A 21,919-nucleotide genomic window follows, 5' to 3' on the forward strand; every position below is an offset into this window, starting at 1 on the left:
GCCACGGTGGTGCTCGCCGGGCCATGCTCGCGTGCGGATAGCCCGGTCTGCCGGGCGTATGACCGAGCCGGTGAGGAAACGGCGGATCAAGGCGCTCCGACACGCCGCCTACCTGTTACGTTTTTTTGCGGCTTCGTGGAATAGTCCGACGGTGTCGCGTGTTTACCCCGATAAGTCCATTTCCATCGGGAGCCCGCCTTGCCTGCCACCGCATCTCCAGGCCAGCCACGCGTGTGCGTGCCGTGCCGACTCGCCGCGATCGGCGCCGTGGTCGCCGCCCTGGCCGGCGGCTTTGCCTATGCCGCCGGCTGGCTGACGCCGCAGCGGCTGACTGCGCAGACCGTCATCGACCAGTTCCAGCACAATGCCGGCCAGCACCCCGGATTCCGCCGCAACCATGCCAAGGGGGTCTGCATCGCCGGCTATTTCGACAGCAATGGCGCGGCGGCATCGTTGTCGAAGGCCGCGGTGTTCGCGCCGGGCCGCACGCCGGTCATCGGCCGGCTGGCGATCCCGGGCGGCAATCCCACGGCGCCGGACGGCAGCGTGCCGATCCGCAGCATGGCGCTGCAGTTCACGCAGGCCGACGGCCAGCAATGGCGCACCGGCATGAATTCCACGCCGATGTTCGCGGTCCGCACGCCGGAACAGTTCTACCGGCAGCTCAAGGCGGCGCAGCCCGATCCCGCCACCGGCAAGCCAGACCCGGCCAGGATGAAGGCCTTCCTTGCCGCTAATCCCGCCGCGCAGGCCTTGCAGGCCTGGCTGAAGCAGCATCCGCCATCGTCCAGCTACGCCAATGGCAGCTACCACAGCATCAACGCTTTCTACCTGGTCGACACGAAGGGACAGCGGCACGCAGTGCGCTGGACCATGCGGCCGGAGCAGCCCTATGCGCCGTTGTCCGACGTCGACAAGGGCGTGCCGTCCCGCCTTGCCGACGAACTGTCGCAACGACTGGCGTCGGGCCCGCTGCGCTGGCACCTGCTGTTGACGCTGGCAGCGCCCGGGGATCCAACCGACGATGCCACGCAGGCCTGGCCCGCAGGGCGGCGCCAGGTCGATGCCGGCACGCTGGTGGTCGAACGCGCCCACGCACAGGACGATGGCGCCTGCCGCGACATCAATTTCGACCCGACCATCCTGCCGGCCGGCATCGCCCCGTCCGCCGATCCGCTGCTGGCGGCGCGCTCGGCCGCCTATGCGCTGTCGCACCAGCGCCGCACGCGCGAGGTCGCGCTCGGCGCGCGCTGAGCCGGCACCGCGTCTCCAGAACAGATTGAGGCTGAATCCCATGCATCGTTCCTCCCCGACGTCGTTCACTTCCGTGCAGAAGCTGCTGCACTGGTCGATGGCCGTACTGCTGCTGGCCATGCTCTTCATCGGCGTGGCCATGGTCGCCACGCTGTCGCGCGGCCACGGCACGCTGGTCGCGCTGCATCGCCCGCTGGGTATCGCGTTGCTGGTGCTGGCGATCGTGCGCATTGCCGTGCGGCTGCGCCACGGCAGCCCGCCGTTGCCACCCGCCATGCCGCCTGTGCAGCGCGCCATTGCCAAAGCCTCGCACCTTGCGCTGTATGCGCTGATGCTGGCGATACCGCTGCTTGGCTGGGGCATGCTGTCCGCCGGCGGCAATCCGGTCACGATGGCTGGTGCGATTCAACTGCCGCCGATCCTGCCGGTCGACGTGCGCCTTTTCGCGCTGCTGCGTGCACTGCATACGTGGCTGGCTTTTGCACTGTTCGCGGTCGTGCTGCTGCACTTGGCCGCGGCACTGCTGCATGGGCTGGTGTTGCGTGACGGTGTGTTCGGGGCGATGGCGCCACGGCGCGGTCGCTGAATCGCATCGGTCGGCGGTCGGCCTGCACAGCGCAGGTTGCGACCACATCAAACTCCGACTCCAGCCCCTTGTTACGAGGTGATGAAATCCGTTGCATCTGCGGACCTCTTGTAGCCATAAACCTCTTAGTGTTTCCCCCATTGTCTTATCGAAGGTAGGCACCAATAATCCTGCCCTCGGCGGCACAAAATCGGCGCATCGACGCCCCGGGGCCATGTTCAAGAACAACAAGAGGGGAGGTCCACGTGTTTCGATTCGAGTATGGGACGACCAATGTCTACGCGCTGCTTGGCTTCGCGGATGCCGAGGACATTCCGTTAAAGGCGGAAATCGTCAAGGACATGACGGCATGCATGAGAGCCTCGGGCATTTCCTTGTCGGAGGCTGCAGCCATGCTGGGGACGCTTCAGTCAGATCTCGCCCTGGTTCTCTGCGGCAAGTTTCAGGACATTGGCGCAGATGAGTTGCGCGGTTGGCTCGCGCGCCTTACTTCCCGGTTGTGGTTGCGGAACATCCCTCCGTCAGAGGGGATTTGCACCTTCAACGACGGGAACGGCAAGTCGTCAAGGTGAAGCTGCGCTGTCAGGCATAAGGGTCTACCATAAGGTATCGGCTCACAGATCTCGTCATCATGCGATTCCTTTTCCACCAGCCTGGTCACCGAGGGCAACCGCTGCATGGTGTCCGCTACTACCTGATGATTGGGGCGGGCCTCGTCGTGTTGGGTGCGCTGTACCTGCTCCTGTCCAGCTGAACAGCTCACGCCCGGCATTTTTTGTTTCTTACCCATGGTGCTCCCGGCATATCGACCGTTCGCCTGACGGCGCTATTTGCAAGTCCGCTTAGCTGTTCGCCACTCCCACATCAGCCACATTCGTCTGGAATCGGCTCGCAATGGCTTATACCGGTATAGCTCTTGCTGCTGTCCAATTGTCGCTTGTTGAGGAGAGTCGTCATGCGCACCCCCGCCAGTATTGCGAAGCACCCCATCCATCCGATGCTTATCACCATCCCCATCGGTCTCTGGGTCTTCTCCTTCGCCTGTGACCTGATCCGATATTTCGGCGGCACGAGCCCTGACTGGGCAGTCGTTGCCTTCTACAGCATGGTGGGTGGCATCGTAGGCGCCCTGCTTGCTGCCCTTCCCGGCCTGATCGACCTCATTTCCCTGCCCAGCGGCATCAAGCGCATTGCCTTGATCCATATGGGAATCAACCTGACCGTTGTCGCGCTCTATGTCATCAATGCATGGCTGCGCATACGCGAAGGCGGTGCCATGCCCGTCCTGCTGTCCGCGGTCGCCATCGGCCTGCTCGTGATTTCCGGGTGGCTGGGCGGCAAGATGGTCCATGTTCATGGCGTCGGCGTGGAAACGCCTCCTGAGCCGGTGCGTTGAGAATGGGTAGCCCGAGGGAAGCCGCCTGTGAGTTTTCCAGTGCCGCCGGTGGTATTTCTTCGCCCCGACGTTGACGCTGACCGATGGGACCGGACAAGGACCCTCCGCGCGTTTCCCCATCGCCCTCGAAGGCATTCCGCCATCGATCACCAGACGCATGTGCGAGCGACATAGGCGCCGTTGACGTGCCGCAAAAGCCCTCGCTACTGCATCAAGAGTACGAAGGAAGACATGGAGCGTAAGACCTACCGATATTTGTAAGCCTTGCCCGGCACACGGCGGATTTTTTATGCGCCTGCTTCAAAACCAGGGTTATCGAGACCCGCAAGGCGTATAAAAAGCCGCTCCCGTCCCCTGCAAACTCCCCACGCCCGCTTAAATATTCCCGCTCCCGCTTCGTCCAACTGGGTGATGCGCGCCAAGTCCATGGCGCCAGCTACCACCCAGCACCGAACGGAGCCCACCATGAGTTTCGACCGCACTGACGCGACCTTCCTGGTCCTCGTCAATCATGAAGAGCAGTATTCGCTCTGGCCTGACTACAAGCCTGTGCCGGGCGGCTGGCGCGCTGCCGGCTTCAGCGGCGACCGGCAGGCCTGCCTGGACTATATCGAGCGCACCTGGGTCGATATGCGGCCGCTGAGCCTGCGCCGGTTTATGGAGGCGCAAGCGCGGGCGGACGCCTGACCATGCCTGCGCTGCAATTGTTCTGCCTGCCCTATGCAGGCGCCAGCGCCACGGCGTATCTGCGCTGGCGGCGCCTGTTGCCGGCCGGGATCGAGCTGGTTCCGCTCGAGCCGCCGGGCCGCGGTGCCCGGCTCGATGAGCCGCTGCTGCGGGATTTCGAGGCGCTGGCCGGCGAAATGACCGATGCCTTGTGCCGTCACCTGGCCGATCCCGGCACGCCTTACGCACTGTTCGGGCACAGCATGGGCGGCCTGCTCGGCTGGCGTATCTGCCACCTGCTGCGCCAGCGTGCCTGGGCCTTGCCGCAGCGGCTGCTGGTATCGGGCTGCGCCGCCCCGAGCCGGCGCGATCCGCTGCGGCTGGCGGGGCTGCGTGGCGATGCGGCGCTGATCGCCGATCTGCGCAAGCACGGCGGCACGCCCGAGGCCGTGTTCGCCGATGCCGAGCTGCTGCGCCTGACCCTCGATGTGCTCGGTGCCGACTATCGCGTCTGCGAGAGCTTCCGGCGCGGCGACGCTACGCCGCTGCGGGTGCCGCTGCACGTGTTCGCGGGCCACGACGACGCGATTGCGCCGGCCGACCTGCACGCGTGGGCCATCGAAACCCAGGCCGGCCACACACTCGACTGGTTCGCCGGCGGCCACTTCTTCCTGCACGACAGCCAGGCCGACGTGGTGGACCGGCTGCTCGCCTGCCTGGGCACGCCACTGGTATCCGCCACGCCGCTGCCGGCCTGACTCGCCGCAGCGCACGATTCAACGCAACCGCCTACGTCAACCGTCTTCCTGGAAAGCCGATCCAAGCATGCAGTCCGATCCGAACGTACCGGCCACGCTGGTGGCCCACCTCGGCCGCCTGGCCGCGCAGCGCGGCACCGACACGGCGCTGGTCACCATCGACGCCAGCGGCGAAACGCGCTACGACTACGCCGCGCTCGATGCGCGCGTGCGCGCACTGGCCGCGCACCTTGCCACGCAGGCCGGGCCCGGTGCCCGCGCGCTGTTGCTGATGGACAGCGGCATCGACTACGTCACCGCGTTCTTCGCCTGCCTGTACGCCGGGCTGATCGCGGTCCCGGCCTTCGAGCCCGGCGCCGTGCGCTCGGCACAGGTGGCGCGCCTGCGCGCCATCGCCAGCGATGCCGACCCGGCGCTGTTGCTGACGACCAGCGCGCAGGCATCGGCCCACCCTGACGCGCTGGCCGCCATCGCCCCGCGCGCGATCGTGGTACCGGCCGATACCGCCCGGCCACGTGCACCGCAAGACTGGCAGCCCTACCCTGCGCTGGCGGGAACGCTGGCCTTCCTGCAATACACCTCCGGCTCCACCGCCTCGCCCAAGGGGGTCATGGTCAGCCATGGCAACGTCATGGCGAACGAGGCCGCCATCGCAGCGGGCATGCGCGTGCAACCCGGCGACCTGATGGTGAGCTGGCTGCCGCTCTATCACGACATGGGGCTGATCGGCGGCCTGCTGCAGCCCATCCACAGCGGCATCCCGGTGGCGCTGATGTCTCCGCAGTTTTTCCTGGAGCGCCCGGTGCGCTGGCTGCAGGCCATCAGCCGGCACCGCGGCACGCTGTCGGGCGGGCCCGACTTCGCGTTCCGGCTCTGCGTCGAACGCGTCCGCGACAGCCATCTCGACGGCCTCGACCTGTCGCGCTGGGAGGTCGCGTTCTCCGGCGCCGAGCCGGTGCGCGCCGATACGCTGCGCGCGTTTGTCGAACGGTTTGCGCCGGTCGGCTTCCGCGAGCAGGCGCTGTACCCCTGCTATGGCCTGGCCGAAGCCACGCTGTTCGCAACGGGCGGCGAACGTGGCGACGGCATGCGCAGCACGCAGTTCGATGCCTGTGCTTTGGCGCGCGGCCACGGCGCACCCGCGCCGGCCGGCGTGGAACTGGTCGGCTGCGGCTTCCCGCGCGCCGGCCATGCGATCCGCATCGTCGATGCCAACGGCGGTGCGCTGCCAGACGGCGGCATCGGCGAGATCGAGATTGCCGGCCCAAGCGCTGCCCGCGGCTACTGGCGCAATGCCGCGGCCACGGCTGCAACCTTCGGGGCCGATGCAGGACCGGGCGACAGGCGCTGGCTGCGCACCGGCGACCTCGGCCTGCAGCATAACGGACAGCTCTATATCGCCGGGCGGCGCAAGGACCAGATCATCGTGCGCGGCCAGAACCTCTATCCGCAGGACATCGAACGCGCCGTGGAAGACCAGATGCCCGCCGCGCGCCGCGGCCGCGTGGCGGCCTTCCCGGTCGACGGTCCCGACGGCGAGGCCATCGGCGTCGCCGTGGAAATCTCGCGTCCCGAACAGAAGCGCATGGGCCACGTGGCGCTGGTGCAGGCGCTGGCGCAGGCCGTCGGCAACGCCTGTGGCGAACCGCTTGCCGTGGCGCTGCTGCTGAACCCCGGTGGCCTGCCGAAGACGACCAGCGGCAAGCTGCAGCGCAGCGCATGCCGCGCGGGATGGCGCGACGACAGCCTCGATGCGTGCGCGGTCTGGGCACACGGCGCCTTCACGCGTGGCGGCACGGCCGCCGCCGGCATCGAGCCGGCCGCAGCCGACGCGCCGCGCGGCAAAACGGAAATCGCGCTGGCGGCGCTCTGGCGGGAACTGCTGGGCGATGCTCCGGCCGAGAGAAACGCGCACTTCTTCGCCAGCGGCGGCAGTTCGCTGACAGCGGCCAGGCTGGTGGCACGCCTGCGCGAGCAATACGGCGCGGCCGTACCCATGCGGCTGGTGTTCGAGCATCCGACGCTGACAGCCTGTGCCGCCGCGCTCGACGGCCTGCAGGTTCTTGCCGCGGAAGCGCCGATCGCCGCGGTGCCGCGCTCGCAACCGATGGGGCTGGCACCGGCGCAGCAGCGCCTGTGGCTGACCGACCGCATCGCCGCCGACGCCGACCGCTGGACCTACAACATGGCGGGCGGGCTGCGCCTGCGCGGGCAGCTTGATATCGCTGCCATGCGCGCCAGCCTCAACGCCCTGGTCGCTCGCCACGAAATCCTGCGCACCGTCTATCCCGCCGATGCCAACGGCACGCCTTACGCCCGCATCGAGGCCGCGCTTAGCGTCGACGTGCCGCTCAGCGACCTCTCCGGCCTGAGCCCCGCGCAACGCGACGCCGCGCTGCAGGAGCTGGCCGAAGGCCAGGCACGCGAACCGTTCGACCTGGCGCGCGCGCCGCTGCTCCGTGCACGCCTGGTGCGGCTGTCCGCCGACGACCACGCGTTGCTGCTGACCCTGCACCATATCGTCGGCGATGGCTGGTCCATCGGCATCCTGCTCGATGCGCTCGCCGCCGGCTACAACGCCGCCCGGACCGGCGTCGCACCCGACCTGCCGCCGCTGCCGATCCAGTACGCCGACTACGCCGTCCACCAGCAGGCCGCGGAGCACGATGCTCAGCGCGAGGCTGAAGCCGCTTACTGGCGCACGGCACTGCAGGATGCCCCACGCCTGCCCACGCTGGCCACGCCGAACCGCCGGCCGCCGGTGGCGTCGAGCGCAGCCGCGGCCTGCTACAGCCAACTGCCCGCCACGCTGCTGGCGCAAGCCGACGACCTGGCACGCGCTCACGGCGCCACGCGCTACATGGTGCTGCTGGCGGCCTTCCACCTGCTGCTGCACCGCCTCGGCGGCGCCAAGGACCAGCTGGTCGGCATCGATGTGGCGGGCCGCACCCGTCGCGAACTCGAAGGCCTGATCGGCTTCTTCGTCAACGTGCTGCCGCTGCGCGCGCAATGCCACGCGGAACTGCGCTTCGCCGACCTGCTCGACCAGGTACGTGCGCGCACGCTGGCCGCCTTCGACCACCAGGCGCTGCCGTACGACCGCATCGTCGAAGTCGCGGGCGTGCCGCGCGAGCGCGCCTGGCATCCGCTGGTGCAGGTGCTGTTCGTGCTGCAGAACGCGCCGGACAGTGTGCTTCAGTTCGAAGGCCTGCGCGCCGAGCGCATGCCCACGCCGGTGCATGCGGCCAAGTTCGATCTGGCTGTCTTCCTCGATCCCCACCCGGACGGCCTGCGCGCCGAATGGGTCTTTGCCACGGCGCTGTTCCCGCACGCCACGGTCCAGCGCATCGCCGCTGCCTACGGTGCCGTGCTGGCGCAGGCGGTAGCCGACCCCAGCCGTGCGCTGGCCGGCTTCGACGTGCCCGCCGGCCTTTGCGAACCCGCTCCAGACAAGCCCGCCATGACTTCCAGCCCAGCGCTCCGCCCCAGCAAGCTCGACAAACTCGGCAAGCTCGCCCGGCGGCCACGGCGCGCCGCCGGCGAGACGCCGGCCGGCCCGTTGGTACGAACCTCGTTCCTCGCGCCGGGCCAAACGTTCCCGATCGTGATGGAGCCGGCCGCGGCTGATCTCGACCCAGTCGCGTGGGCACTGGCCCACCGTGACGACATCGAGGCGACGCTGTGCCGCCACGGCGGCATCCTGCTGCGCGGCTTCGGATTGCGCACGCCGCAGGAGTTCGAGCAGTTTGCCGAATCGATCGAACCCGGCCTCTACGGCGCCTACGGCGACCTGCCTAAGAAGGAAGGCGGCCGCAATACCTACCGCTCCACGCCGTATCCCGAGCGCGAGATGATCCTGTTCCACAACGAGAGCGCCCACCTGCCGCGCTGGCCCCGCAAGCAGTGGTTCTTCTGCGAGCTGCCGTCGCCGGTGGGCGGCGCCACGCCGATCGTCGATTGCCGCGAGCTGTATCGCCGGCTGCCGCGCGAGCTGGCCGAACAGTTCGAGCGCAAGGGCCTGCGCTATGTGCGCACCTTCAACGACAAGCTCGACGTGAGCTGGCGCGACTTCTTCAAGACCGGGTCGCGCGACGAGGTCGAGGCGCGGCTGCGTGCCTCCGGCACCGGGTTCGCGTGGCTGGACGCCGATACGCTGCAGACGCGCGAACACTGCCCTGCTGTGATCGCGCACCCTGTCACCGGCGAACGCAGCTTCTTCAACCAGGTGCAACTGCACCACACCGCCTGCCTGGACCCCGAAGTCCGCGCCGACCTGCTGGAGATCGTCGGCCCGCAGCGCATGCCCCGCCAGGTGACCTTTGGCGACGGCAGCCAGATCGGCGGTGACGTGATGCGCCTGGTCGGGGAACTGTATGAAGCCTGCGCGGTGCGGTTCGACTGGCGCCAGGGCGACGTGGTGATGCTCGACAACATGCTGGCCGCCCACGCGCGCGATCCGTACCAGGGGCCGCGCAAGATCGTGGTGGCGATGGGCGACATGTTCGAGCGCAAGGACCTGCCGCCGCTCGATGCGGGCACGGTGGCACCGGACGATACGCTGGCGACCCCCGCCGCACTGGAGGGCTGACGCGATGCAAGCCATCGTTTCCGATTTCGCCGGACACGCCCAGGCGCTGGGCCGCGAGCAACGCGCACTGGAAGCGCATGCGGTTACGCCGGTGACGCTGTCGGCCATCATCGAAGGCCCGCTCGACGCCGCGCGCCTGCGGCAGGCGCTGTCCCGCGTGGCCGAACGCCATCCGGCCACGGGCCTGGCCTTCGGCCGCGTCGATGGGCTGCGCGGCCTGCGCCAGCAGTTTGCCGGCGCGCTGCCCGGGTGGTCGGTTGCGGATGTGGCGGCCGGCGCGGAAGGGCCAGCGCTGCGCGCCGCGCTGCAGCCGCTCGGCGCCGACCGCGCGCAACTGACGCTGGCCGCCCATCCGCTGGCAGCCGATGGCCCCAGCCTGGTCACGCTGCTGCACGAACTGGCACAGGCCTATGCCGACGACGCAGTCCCGGCCGGCGAGCCCCCGCTGTCCTATGCCGACTATCTCGACTGGACCGCCGGCCTGGCGCAGGAAAACACCGACGCCGGCCGCGACTACTGGCAAGCCGTGCGCGACCGGCTCGCCGCGCTCGACGCGCCCCGGCTGCCGTGGCGCCGGACCGGCGCGGCCGCATCCGGGGCGCTGACGGCGCAAGGCGTCGATCTGCCTGCGGATGAAGCCGCCGCACTGGCCGACTGGGCCGCGCAGCTCGGACAGCCGCTGTCGCACACGCTGCAGGCCGCATGGTGGCTGCTGCTGGCGCGGCTCGATCCCACGGGCAGTTTTTGTGCCGGGTGGCAGCACAATTGCCGCGACGAGTTCGATGTACTGGCCGGTGCCGTGGGCCGCTACGAGGCCGTGTTGCCAGTCGCAGTGCAGCCCGACGCGGCCGCGCCGTTCGCGGACTGGCTCGCACAATTCTGCGCGCAGCTCCAGCAGCACCTCGACTGGCGCGAGCATTGCCCGGCCGATGCCGCGGCCGGCGCACCAGGCCGCATCGGCTTCTGCGCCAGCGGGCCGTCGCTGACGGTGTTGCAGCATGGCGGCCTGCAATGGCACGGCAGTGCGGCGGAAGCGCTGCTGCCAGGCTTCGAGCTGGCCATGCAGGTGCATATCGACGACGCTGGGCGGCCACGCCGGCTGGCGCTGCACTATGCCGCCTCCCACTATCGCGCCGACGCGATGGCCTGCCTGCTGGACCAGTACCGAACGCTGCTGCAAACGCTGCGCACCCACGCCGCCACGGCAGTGGGCGCGCTGCCGCTGGCGACGCCCGCCGATATCGCACGCGCCGATGCGATGCACGCGCCGGCGCTGCACACCGGCACGCAGATGCTGCCGCAACGGCTGGCCCAATGGGGGCGCGAACGCCCGCATGCTCCAGCGCTGTCGGCGGCCGGCGTGCAACTGAGCTACGCCGCACTGGCGCGCCGCGTCGACGCGCTGGCCAGCCAGCTTCCCGCACTGGGCCTGCGGCCCGGACAGCCGGTGGGCCTGCTGTTGCCACGCTCGGGCGATCTCGTCATAGCGCTGCTGGCGGTGATGCGCGCGGGGGCCCCGTACCTGCCGCTCGATCCCGCGTGGCCGGCGCCACGCCGCGCCCAGATCCTGGCTGACGCCGGTGCCACGCTGGTCCTGACTGACGCCAGCCATCTGCCCGCTGCCGGCGGCCAGCCGCCGCACGCCGACATCGCGGCGCTGCCCGGCGCCGCTACCGTTGCCACCGCGACGCTGCCTGAAGCCGACGCCACGCAGGCGGCCTACGTGCTCTACACCTCCGGCTCGACAGGCACGCCCAAGGGCGTGGCCATCACGCATGGCCAGTTGCTCAACTACGCGGCGGCATCGGGGCAGGCGCTACAGCTCGACCGTTGCCAGCGCTTCGCGCTGACCTCCACGGTAGCGGCCGACCTCGGCAACACGACGCTGTTCGGCGCGCTGTGGCACGGTGCCTGCCTGTGCGTGGCCGACGACACCGACATGCAGCAGGCGTCTGCGTTCGCCGCGTTCCTGGCGCGCGAACAGGTGGACTGCCTGAAGATCGTGCCCTCGCACCTCGATGCGCTGATCGACGGCGACGCGTCTGCACTGCCGCTGCCGCCGCACGCCACCATCGTGCTCGGCGGCGAAGCCGCGTCGCCGGCCTTGCTGGCCCGACTGCGCGAGCGCGCCCCCGAAGTCCGCCTCTGCAACCATTACGGCCCCACCGAGACCACCGTCGGCATCCTCGTTCACGACGCTGGCCGTGGCGCGGACCTCGCTGATCCTGCGCTGCCGCTGACGCAGGTGCTGGCCAATTGCGAGGCGAAGGTCCGTAACGCGGCCGGCCATCTGGCCTCCGCTGGCGAAACCGGCGAGCTGTTCCTCGGCGGCGCGCAGTTGTGCTCCGGGTATCTGGGAGCCGCCGGCGGCACGGACGTCTTCGTCGCGCATCCCGAACGCCCGGGCCAGCGCCTCTATCGCAGCGGCGATCTCGCGCGCTACCTGCCGCAGGGCGGCATCGAGCTGATCGGGCGTGCCGACAGCCAGGTGAAAGTGCGCGGCTTCCGCATCGAATGCGGCGAGATCGAACACGTGCTGGCGACGCTGCCGGGCGTGCGCCACGCCGTGGTAATGCCGCTCATGCAGGACGGCGGCACTGCCCGGCTTGCGGCCTGGCTGGTCCCCGCCGATCCGGCCGCCGTGCCGATGTCCGCGGCGCCCCCCAACCGGCTGCGCCAGGCGCTGGCCGGGCGGCTGCCCGAGCCGATGATCCCGGCGCTGTGGTTCGCCGTCACGCAACTGCCGCGCCTGCCGAACGGCAAGGTCGATCGCCGTGCGCTCGCGCAAAGCGCCGCTTCAGCGCCGACCGCACCGGGCGAAACGGCGCGCGATCCGGCGACCGAACTGGAAGCGCTGCTGCTCGACCAGCTACGCGACCTGCTGGGTTCGCCGCGCCTGACCGTGCAGGAAGACCTGTTTGAAGCGGGCGGCCATTCGCTGCTGGTGATCAAGCTGGTCGCGCGCATCCGCAAGCTGCTCAAGCTCGACATCGCGCCCGCCGTCGTCTTCGACGCCCCCAATGCCGCCGCGCTGGCCCACGCGTTGCGGGCCGGCAGCGCCGACCCCGATGGCCTCGAAACCCTGGCCGGCCTGCAACGCCAGCTCGCCGCCATGTCGCCCGAGGCGCGCGCCGCGCTGCGTGCCACCGCCGCCTCCACCACTGCCCCCGCGTAAAGCCTTTCCTCTGGAACGCATTCATGACGCAATCCTCGACCTCTGCCCGGCAGGCTGCGCTGCTGGCGCTGCTGCTTGAGCAGGACGCCGAACCAGCTGCCGCTCCGGGCGGCAGCGCCGACGCGCCGCTGTCGTTTGCGCAGCAACGGCTCTGGTTCCTGCTGCAGTACGAGCCCGATAGCACCGCCTACAACCAGACCCGTGCCTTCGTGCTGCGCGGCGCGCTCGACCGCGCCGCGCTGGAAGGCGCACTGCGGGCCGTGATCGCGCGCCACCCGGCGTTGCGCACCCGCTTCGTCGCCGATGACGCCGCACCCGGCGCGCTGCCACGGCAGGTTGTCGATGCCGCGCCCGCGTTTGCGCTCGCCGAAGCGCCGCTCGCCACCGGCGCCGAAGCGCTGCAGGCCAGTATCGATGCCGAAGCCGCGCGGCCGTTCGATCTTGCCCGGGCGCCGCTGCTGCGCGCGACGCTGCTGACCCGCGCCGCCGATGACCACGTGCTGCTGCTGTCGCTGCATCACATCGTGTCCGACGCCGTGTCGAATGCCGTGATTGCGCGGGACCTCGGCACCGCCTATGCACAGGCCCTGTCCGGCGCCGACGTGCAACTGCCCTCGCCCGGCGCCACCTTCGCCACCCATGCCAGCAGCCAGCGCCAGCGCCTGGCCAGCGGTGCGCTCGATGCCCAACGCGACTGGTGGCAGCGCCAGCTGGGGAGCCACGTGCCGGCGCTGCAGCTACCGACGGACCGCCCGCACGGCGCGCAAGGCAAGCGCCTGGCTCAACGCGTCGATACCACGCTGCCCGCGCCGCTCGTCAGCGCCCTGCGGGGCTTCTGCGCGGCACAGCGCTGCACCCCCTTCGTCGCGCTGCTCGCCGCGTGGCAGGCGCTGCTGAGCCGCTATGCCGGCCAGGAGGATTTCGCCGTCGGCGTCCCGCACGCGGGCCGCGACGATGACGGGCTGGACGACGTGGTGGGGTTCTTCGCCAACACCCATGTCTACCGGTCCCGCATGGCGCCCGGCATCACCGGCCGCGCGCTGTGCGAACAACTGCGCACCGACGCACTGGGCGCGCTGCGCCACGCCGAGCTGCCGTTCGAGGCGCTGCTCGACAGCATGCACGTGCCGCGCGACGCCGGCCGCAGCCCGCTGTTCCAGGTCATGTTCAACCTGCGCACCGCGGCAGAGCCCGCGACGCTGTCGCTGCCGGGCCTGCACGCCGAAGCGGTGGAAGCCCGCCAGACCGGCGCCAAGTTCGACCTGATCCTCGACGTGGCAGCCCGCGCCGACGGCATGACGCTGTACCTGGAGTACGACTGCACGCTGTTCGACGGGGCCTGCGCGCAGCGCCTGCTGCGCCACTACGTCACGCAACTGGCCGGGCTGCTGCGCCAGCCGGACCTGCCGCCGACGGCAACGCCACTGCTCGATGCCGGCGACCACGCCACGCTCGCGCACCAGCAGGCGGCTGGCCGGCCGGCGCAGCGTTTTGCCGCGGCCGAACCGGCTCACCGCATGATCGAGCGCCATGCCGCGCAACGGCCGGACGCGATCGCGCTGCGCTACGGCGACATCGCGCTCACCTATGGCGAACTCGAGCGGCGCGCGAACCGGCTCGCGCATCGGCTGATCGCCCTCGGCGCGGGCCCCGAGGTGCGCGTCGGCATTGCGGCAGAGCGCTCGCCCGAGATGCTCGTCGGGCTGCTGGCCATCCTGAAGGCCGGCGGCGCCTATGTCCCCTTCGACCCCGCCTATCCCGCCGAGCGCCTGGCCTATCTGTTCCAGGACAGCGGCATTGCCGCGTTGCTGACGCAGCCCGCGCTGCGCGAGCTGCTGCCGCGGCGCGATGACTTGCCCGTGCTGATGCTCGATGCTCCGCAGGACGATGGCCCCTGGCCGGACGATCCGCCGGCCGTCGCCGTTGGCGCCGAGCATCTGGCCTACGTGATCTACACCTCGGGCTCCACCGGCCGGCCGAAGGGCGCGCAGCTCCAGCACGGCAACCTGTCGCGCCTGCTGGCAGCCACGCAGCACTGGTTCGGCTTTGGTCCGGACGATGTCTGGACCCTGTTCCACTCCTACGCCTTTGACTTCTCGGTGTGGGAGATCTTCGGCGCGCTGTGCCACGGCGGCCAGCTTGTGATCGTCCCGTTCCACGTCAGCCGCGCGCCGCAGGAATTCATCGCGCTGCTGCGGCGCGAGCGCGTCACGGTGCTGAACCAGACGCCGTCAGCCTTCCGTGCGCTGCTGGCCCAACCCGAGCTCTACACCGCGCCGCTGGCGCTGCGCCATGTGATCTTCGGCGGCGAGGCGCTCGATCCGCAGGCGCTGCGGCCCTGGATCGACCATTTCGGCGATGCCGCGCCGCAACTGACCAATATGTACGGCATCACCGAGACCACGGTGCATGTGACGTACCGCCCGATCACGCGCGCGGACCTTGACCCGGCGAGCCGCGCGCGCAGCCCGATCGGCGAGCGCATTCCGGACCTGGGCGTCCGTGTGCTGGATCCCGGGCTGAATCCCGTCGCGCCCGGTGTGCCGGGCGAGCTCTATATCGCGGGCGATGGCCTGGCCAGAGGCTACCTGAATCGTGCCGGCCTGACCGCCGAGCGCTTTGTGCCCGATCCGTTCGCCGACGACGGCGCGCGGCTCTATCGCACCGGTGACCTGGCCCGCTGGCTGCCTGACGGCCAGCTCGAATACCTGGGCCGCATCGACCAGCAGCTCAAGATCCGCGGCTTCCGTATCGAGCCGGGCGAGATCGAGGCGCGCATGCTGGCGCAGCCCGGTGTCGGAAACGCGGCCGTGCTGGCGGTCGACGGGCTGTCCGGGGCGCGGCTGACGGCATATGTCGTGCCCATCGGCGGCGCTACGGTCGATATCGCCGCGCTGCGTACGGGGCTCGCTGCCGAACTGCCCGAGCACATGGTTCCCGCTGCCTTTGTCGTCGTCGACGCGCTGCCGCTGACGACGAACGGCAAGCTCGATCGCCGCGCCCTGCCCGCGCCGGCGTTCGACAGCGCGCAGGCATTTGTCGCGCCCGAGGGTGAGGCCGAAGCCGCGCTCGCAGCGATCTGGACCGAGGTACTCGGCCTGCCGCGCGTGGGCCGTGCCGACAACTTCTTCGAGCTCGGCGGCGATTCGATCCTGAGCCTGCAGATCGTCGCGCGCGCCCGCGCGGCGGGATGGCAGCTGACGCCGCGCCAGTTGTTCGAGCGCCAGACGCTGGCCGAGCTCGCGGCCGTCGCCGTGCCGCTGGCGCAGGACGCCATCACTGACAATGCCGCACCCACCGGCGCCGTGCCGCTGCTGCCGATCCAGGCCGACTTCTTCGATATGCCGATGGCGCAGCGCAACCACTGGAACCAGTCGGTGCTGCTTGATTGCCGGGAGGCACCCGATGTCCGGACGCTGGCCGCTGCGCTTGCCGAGGTGGTAGCGCATCACGATGCGCTGCGGATGCGCTTCGCATTTGCGGAAGGCACCTGGTTGCAGCGCTATACCGATGCGCCCGCTGCGGCAGACTTGCTGTCGGTGCGCCAGTTCAGCTCGGAAGCCGAACGCCTGGCCCACTGCGAGGCCGCCCAGCGCAGCCTGGATATCACCGGCGGTCCGCTGCTGCGTGCCGTCGCGCTGCAATCCGGCAAACGGTGGCAACTATTGCTGGTGATCCACCACCTCGTTGTCGATGGGGTGTCGTGGCGGGTGCTGGTGGAAGACCTGTTGACGGCGTACCGGCAGCGGACGGCAGGCGCACCGGTCGCTTTGCCCGCACGCACCGCTTCGTACCAGGAATGGTCCGAAGCGGTGCGCGCCAACGTTGCGCAACGCGGTACCGAACTGGCCCACTGGCAGGCACTCGATCATGTGGAGGCGAGCCTGCCCCATGGCGATCCGGCTGGCGCCCTTACCCTAGCCGCACGCGACAGCGTCACGCTGACCCTGCCTGCCGACCAGACGCACGCGCTGCTGCAACGCGCCCCGGCGGCCTACCGCACGCGTGTCAACGACCTGTTGCTGACCGCGCTGGCCCGGGCGTTGTCCGGCTGGACGGGCCGGCCCCAGGTCCTCGTCGACCTCGAAAGCCACGGCCGCGTCGCCGGCGTCGACGACACACTCGACCTGAGCCGCACCGTCGGCTGGTTCACGACCATGTTTCCGGTCGCGCTCGACGGCAGCGGCCCGCTGGATGCCGCGATCAAGGCGGTCAAGGAACACCTGCGCGCGGTCCCGGGCGACGGCATCGGCTTCGGCTTGCTGCGCCGCTTCGGCACGCCGGCGCAACAGGCAGCGCTGGCGGCGGTACCCAGGCCCCAAGTCGTGTTCAACTACCTCGGCCAGCTGGACGCCAGCTTTGCCGACGATGCGCCGTGGCGGCTGTCCGATGCTGCCACCGGCGCCAGCCAGGACCCGGCCGCGCCGCTGTCGCACCCAGTGTCCGTCAGCGGACAGGTAGTCGACGGACAGCTTCGGCTCACGCTCGCCTTCAGCCGCGCGCGACACCGCGCAGCAACGATCCGGCAACTGGCCGATGCCTTGCGCACCGAACTCGAAGCGGTGATCAGCCACTGCACCTCAGGCGCCACCGGCTTCTCGCCCGCCGACTTCCCGCTGGCGCGGCTCACGCAGGCCAGTCTCGACGCGCTGAACCTCGATCCGGCGCAGGTCCACGATCTCTACCCGCTGTCGCCGATGCAGGCCGGCATGCTGTTCCACTGCATGCTTGCGCCTGAGGGCAGCGCCTATACGGCCTACACCAACCAGCTACGCGTCGACATCGACGGCCTCGACCCGGCGCGCTTTACCGCCGCGTGGCAGGCGGCGCTGGCGCGCCATGACAGCCTGCGCTGCGGCTTCCTCCATCGCGGCGAGCAGCCGCTGCAGTGGGTGGCGCGCGAAGTCCGGCTGCCCGTGATCGCCGAAGACTGGACCGGCCGGGACGATGCCGGGCTGGACCGCTTCGCGGCGGACCAACTGGCCCAGCGCTTCGACCTCGAACGCCCGCCGCTGATGCGGCTGGCGCTGCTGCGCACCGGCGCGAACCGCCACCACCTGGTCTGGACCGTCCACCACCTGTTGCTCGATGGCTGGAGCACGGCCATGTTGCTGGGCGAAGTGCTGCGCCACTATGCCGGCGAAACCCTGCCCGCCAGCGGCAGCCGCTTTGCCGACTACATCGGCTGGCTGCAGTCGCGCGACCACGGTGCCAGCGAAGCCTTCTGGAAAGGCCAGTTGCAGCCGCTCGGCGCGCCCACGCGCCTGCTGGCCGCGCTGCCCGTGCCCGCCGGCGGCCAGGGTCACACCGAGCAACACCACTGGCTCGATGCCGCCGAAACCGCCACGCTCGCCACCTTCGCCCGCGCGCAGAAGGTCACGCTGAACACGCTGGTACAGGCCGCCTGGCTGTTGCTGCTGCAGCGCTGCACCGGACAGTCTTGCGTGGCGTTCGGCGCCACCGTTGCCGGGCGCCCGGCGGAGCTGCCGGCTGCGCAGCAGATGCTAGGGCTGTTCATCAACACGCTGCCGGTGATCGCGTCGCCGCGGCCGCAGCAACCGGTCGGCGACTGGCTGCGCGACGTGCAGGCGCTCAACCTCGCCGCGCGCGAGCATGAGCACGCACCGCTCTACGACATCCAGCGCTGGGCCGGCCAGGGAGGACAGGCGCTGTTCGACTCGATCGTCGTGTTCGAGAACTACCCGGTCGACACCGCGCTGCGCCGCGCGCCAGCCGGGCTGGCGTTCTCGGACGTGCGCAACCGCGCCGAGACCAACTATCCGCTGACGCTGGTGTTTGCCCACACCGATACGCTGCGCCTGACCTGCCGCTTCGACCGCGCCGTGCTGGCCGAGCCGCAGGCGCAGCAACTGGCGCAGAGCCTGTTCGCCGTGCTGCGCCAGATGGCTGCCGATGCGGCCCGGCCCCTGGGCCAGCTCGGGCTGGTACCGCCTGCCCGGGATCCGGCATGCGCGGAACGCAGGCGCACACCGGCGCCGCAACTGGCACACCGCCGCTTCGAGGCGCATGCGGCAGCCACGCCGGATGCCGTGGCGCTGGCCGCCGACGGCGAGCAGTATGGCTACCGGGAACTCAATCGCCGCGCCAACGCCCTCGCACGGCAACTGGTTGCGCGCGGCGTCGGGCCGGACGTACGCGTCGGGGTGCTGGCAGAACGCTCGGCGGAGTTGGTGGTGGCGTTGCTGGCCATCCTCAAGGCGGGCGGCGCCTATGTGCCGTTCGACCCCGACTACCCGGCCGACCGCCTTGCCTACCTGGTCGAGGACAGCGGCGTGGCATTGCTGCTGGCCCGGCGACCGGGGACCGTTTCCGCGTTCTTGCCGACGGTGCCCGTGATCGACCTGGCCCGGCAAGGACTGTATGAAGGCGAGCATGCCAATCCCGCTCCGGCACTGCATCCGCACCACCTGGCCTATGTGATCTACACCTCCGGGTCCACCGGACGCCCGAAGGGCGTGGGCATCTCGCACGGGGCGCTGGCCCACTATCTGCAAGGCGTGCTGTCGCCACTGGCACTGCCGCAGGGCCTGCGCATGGCGATGGTGTCGACGCCCGCGGCGGACCTCGGCCATACCGTGCTGTTCGGCGCGCTGGCCAGCGGGGCCACGCTGCACTTGCCCGAGCGCCGCTGTGTCTTCGATGCCGTGGCCTTCGCGCGCTACATGGCGGCGCATCGCGTCGACGTGCTCAAGATCGTACCGAGCCACCTAAGGGCACTGCTCGACGGCGCGGCAGCGGCCGGTGCGAATGCGTCTGACGTGCTGCCTGCGCATACGCTCCTGCTCGGCGGCGAAGCCACCGACGCGGCGCTGCGCGCGCGCCTCCACGAAGCACGGCCGGCCTGCCGGCTCGTCAATCACTATGGCCCGAGCGAGACCACGGTCGGCGTGCTGGTGCACGTGGCGGGCAATATGCCGCAGGCAGGTGCGGGACTGCCGCTCGGGCAGCCCCTGGCCGACACGACCGCATACGTGCTGGACGCCGGACTTTGCCCGCTGCCCGAGGGCGTGGCCGGCGAGCTGTATCTCGGCGGGCCGGGACTCGCGCGCGGGTATCTCGGCCGTGCCGCGCTGACGGCGGACCGCTTCGTGCCGGACCCGTTCGCGCAGGACGGCGGCCGTCTCTACCGCACCGGTGACCGCGTGCGCCGCCGCGCCGACGGCGCATTCGAGTACCTGGGCCGCAGCGACGACCAGGTCAAGATCCGCGGCTTCCGCGTGGAGCCCGATGAGGTGGCGGCCCAGCTTGCGGCGCTGCCGGCAGTGCGCCAGGCCGCCGTGGTGGCCGTGCCCGCCCCAGGTGGCATGCAACTGGTCGGCTACGCGGTCCCGCAAGCCGGCCGCCAGGCCGACCCCGACGATCTGCGCCGCGCGTTGGCGGCCGTGCTGCCTTCCCCTATGGTGCCCGCCGCCATCGTGTTGCTCGACGCGTTGCCGCTGACCGCCAACGGCAAGCTCGACCGCCGCGCGCTGCCACAGCCCGACGCCGCCGCGGCCACCGCAAACGCGGGCAGCGAAGCCCCGCAAGGTGAGCTTGAAACACGGCTCGCCCGGATCTGGCAAGACCTGCTGCAGGTGCCCGCCGTGGGCCGCCATGACAACTTCTTCGCACTGGGCGGCCACTCGCTGCTGGCCGTCCAGCTCCTGTCCCGCATCCAGGCCGAACTCGGCATCGAGGTGCCGCTGGCGCTGCTGTTCGGCGCCACCACGCTGGCCGAGCTCGCTGCGGCGCTGCCCGCGCAGCAACGCCATGCCGACGAAGCCGCCCTGCTGGAACTGGAAGCGTTCGCCAATACCCTGGAGTCAGTCTGATGATCGAAGCCAACACCGCGGCCCGGCTGGCCGCGCGCTTTGCCACGCTGGCGCCGGCCCAGCGCCGCGCCTTTCTCGACAAGATGGCCGGGCAAGGCATCGCATTCTCGCAGTTGCCGATTCCCGCGTTGCCGCGTCCCGATGCGGCAGCAGGCTATGACGCGCCGCTGTCGTACGCCCAGCAGCGGCAGTGGTTCCTGCACCGCTTCGAGCCCGATAGCGCCGCCTACCATATCAGCAGCAGCGTCGAACTGCGCGGCACGCTCGATGTCGCGGCGCTTGGCGCGGCGTTCGCCACGCTGGCGCAACGCCACGAAGCGCTGCGCACCGCGTTTGTCGCCGACGCCGATGGCAAGGTGCGCCAGCACGTGCGCCCGCAGGTCGCGATCGAATTGCCGCTGACCGACCTCTGCGCACACCTGGCCGCCGCTGATGCGCGTGCCGCCGCGATCGCGCAAGCGCCGTTCGATCTCGGCAGCGCGCCGCTGCTGCGCGTGCACCTGCTGCGGCTCGGCGCACAGCAGCATCGGCTGGTGCTGGCCATGCACCATATCGTGTCGGACGGCTGGTCGATGCAGTTGCTGATCGACGAACTGGCCGCGGCCTACCGCGCGCAATTGCTGAACCAGTCCCTGCCCGAATCTGGCACGCCGATCGGCTACACCGACTATGCGGCCTGGCAGCGCAACTGGCTCGAGGCCGGCGAGCAGGCGCGGCAGCTTGCATGGTGGCGCGATGCCCTGGCCGGCGCACCGGGCGTGCTGGCACTGCCGACCGACCGCCCGCGTCCCGCAGCCGCCGCCTTTCACGCGCAACGCTGCGAGATCGACATTCCCGATCCGCTCGCCCGCGCGCTGCGCGAACGCGCGCGGTCCTGCGGCGCCACGCTGTTCATGGCGTTGCTGGCCGGCTACCACGCGCTGCTGTACCGCTACACGGGCAGCCGCGACATCTGCGTGGGCGTGCCTGTAGCGGGCCGCAACCGCATCGAGACCGAACGCGTGGTGGGCCTGTTCGTCAACACGCAGATCGTGCGCGGGCGCCTCGACGGTCGCGCGCCGCTGTCCGCGCTGCTCGAGGCGATCCGCGAGGCCGTGCTGGGCGCGCAGGCACACCAGGACCTGCCGTTCGAGCAACTGGTGGAAGCGCTGCAGCCCGAGCGCAGCATGAGCTACCACCCGCTGTTCCAGGTGGTGCACAACCACCGGCGCGGCGACCGCGCCGTACGCGTTGCGCTGCCGGGCCTGGAGCTCGAAAGCGCGCCCGTTGGCGAGCGCACCACGGCGCTGGAACTGACGCTCGATACGCGTGAGGACACCGACGGACGCATCCACGCCTGCTTCCACTACGCCGCGGAGCTGTTCGACGCCGACACGGTCGCCCGGCTCGCGCGCCACTATGTCCGGCTGCTGTGCCAGCTTGCCGAAGCCCCGGCGCAAGCGCTCGATGCCGTCGACTTGCTCGACGACGCCGAACGCGACAGCCTGCTGGTGCTGGGCCATGGTGTTGCCCCTGCCGACGACGGCCTGCCGGCGCACGCCCGCATCGCCCGCCACGCGGCGGCCCAGCCCGATGCCGTCGCCGTGGTCTGCGGCGCGCAGACGCTGCGCTACGGCGAACTGCTCGACCGTGCCGACCGCCTCGCCGCCGTGCTGCATGCGCGC

General features: G+C 70.3%; 10 protein-coding genes. All 10 read left to right on the forward strand.

The window, feature by feature from the left end:
- The first annotated feature begins 198 nt into the window (after positions 1-198).
- A complete protein-coding gene (locus AB1I47_RS06845) occupies positions 199-1,254 on the forward strand; it encodes a catalase family peroxidase (RefSeq protein ID WP_354683014.1) in 1,056 nt (351 codons plus the stop codon).
- 40 nt (positions 1,255-1,294) lie between these two features.
- Positions 1,295-1,840: a cytochrome b gene (locus AB1I47_RS06850; RefSeq protein WP_354683015.1), complete on the forward strand. Its 546-nt coding sequence runs from the start codon at positions 1,295-1,297 to the stop codon at positions 1,838-1,840.
- Between the two features lie 245 nt (positions 1,841-2,085).
- Positions 2,086-2,412 carry an XRE family transcriptional regulator gene (locus AB1I47_RS06855; protein ID WP_354683016.1) on the forward strand — a complete coding sequence of 109 codons (327 nt, stop codon included), beginning with the start codon at positions 2,086-2,088 and terminating at the stop codon, positions 2,410-2,412.
- Between the two features lie 383 nt (positions 2,413-2,795).
- A complete protein-coding gene (locus tag AB1I47_RS06860) occupies positions 2,796-3,236 on the forward strand; it encodes a DUF2231 domain-containing protein (protein ID WP_354683017.1) in 441 nt (146 codons plus the stop codon).
- Between the two features lie 465 nt (positions 3,237-3,701).
- On the forward strand, positions 3,702-3,923 hold the full coding sequence (locus tag AB1I47_RS06865) for an MbtH family protein (protein WP_354683018.1): 222 nt from the start codon (positions 3,702-3,704) through the stop codon (positions 3,921-3,923).
- A gap of 2 nt (positions 3,924-3,925) precedes the next feature.
- Complete coding sequence (locus AB1I47_RS06870; RefSeq protein WP_354683019.1) at positions 3,926-4,660, forward strand: thioesterase II family protein; 735 nt, start codon at positions 3,926-3,928, stop codon at positions 4,658-4,660.
- A gap of 67 nt (positions 4,661-4,727) precedes the next feature.
- Complete coding sequence (locus AB1I47_RS06875; RefSeq protein ID WP_354683020.1) at positions 4,728-9,248, forward strand: condensation domain-containing protein; 4,521 nt, start codon at positions 4,728-4,730, stop codon at positions 9,246-9,248.
- A gap of 4 nt (positions 9,249-9,252) precedes the next feature.
- Complete coding sequence (locus AB1I47_RS06880) at positions 9,253-12,423, forward strand: non-ribosomal peptide synthetase (RefSeq protein ID WP_354683021.1); 3,171 nt, start codon at positions 9,253-9,255, stop codon at positions 12,421-12,423.
- 23 nt (positions 12,424-12,446) lie between these two features.
- On the forward strand, positions 12,447-20,255 hold the full coding sequence (locus AB1I47_RS06885; protein WP_354683022.1) for an amino acid adenylation domain-containing protein: 7,809 nt from the start codon (positions 12,447-12,449) through the stop codon (positions 20,253-20,255).
- Positions 20,255-21,919, forward strand: a 1,665-nt coding sequence (locus tag AB1I47_RS06890) for a condensation domain-containing protein (RefSeq protein ID WP_354683023.1), incomplete at its 3' end; no start/stop codon positions are given. The genes AB1I47_RS06885 and AB1I47_RS06890, both read left to right, overlap by 1 nt.

It is taken from the genome of Cupriavidus necator, assembly GCF_040578825.1.
GTDB lineage: Bacteria > Pseudomonadota > Gammaproteobacteria > Burkholderiales > Burkholderiaceae > Cupriavidus > Cupriavidus necator_E.